General features: G+C 25.2%; 1 protein-coding gene. It reads right to left on the reverse strand.

Going from position 1 to position 898, the window contains the following annotated elements:
- Positions 1 to 764 (reverse strand): hypothetical protein (locus tag HG1285_RS18065; protein WP_032497301.1); only part of this gene is annotated, 764 nt, incomplete at its 3' end.
- Positions 765 to 898 lie beyond the last annotated feature (134 nt).

Raw genomic sequence — 898 nt, forward strand, 5'->3', positions numbered from 1 at the left:
TTTCTCTTTTGATAGAAATACTCTGATGTAAATTCGTAAACCCTTCCTTTGATACTTATATTAAATCCTATAAATTTTACCTTTTCTGGTTTGTTCTTATGCTCAAAGTACCCACCAGTAATGCCAAAAGTTGAGTCCTCTTTAAAATGTTTTTTTAGTTGAAATGCATAAAAGTTTTTAGTGATTAAGCTGTTGTTATCTTCATTTATTTGCTTTCCTGCTTGTGCCATAAGGTCATATTCCCATGAATCATTTTGAAAAGGTAAGTATCCAAATATCCTAATTCCAGTCAAAAATCTTGGATAAAACTGTGTGGAAGTAATAGGATTTGATGTAGTCCACCGCAGAACAATTACGTAAATTGGATTCCAGTAGCCTAAAGGAGTTATAAATCTGCCAAATCTAATTTTAAAATAGTCATTATGTATGTAATCAAAATAAAGACGATTAATTTCAACGTCTTTTATATTAAAAGTTTTATTTTCATTTGAATTTGAAGATTTTACATATATGTCTTTTAACTCAATTTCTGTAAAAAATTTAAATTTATCTGTTATATCTATAAATCCTAAAAATGCTAATTCTTCCCAATTGAATTTTTCATAACTGTTTTTATTATTATTTTCATAAACAAAAGCAGAATAACCACCTAAAGTAAACTTACCTACTTTTAAACCACGACCAAAACTATAATTAATATCTGCTGAAAAAGATAAACTTACATATAAAAAAAGAAATAATAATATATGTAGTATTTTTTTCATACTTTTAATATTAATTATAAAAACCTTATACTGTCAAGTTTATCACAAAAATAAGAACTCATAATAATATGATTACTTCCTCTTTTTATAGCTAAAGTTTCAAATGTATTTTTTTCTACAAATTCAAGTATATT

It is taken from the genome of Hydrogenivirga sp. 128-5-R1-1 (assembly GCF_000171895.1).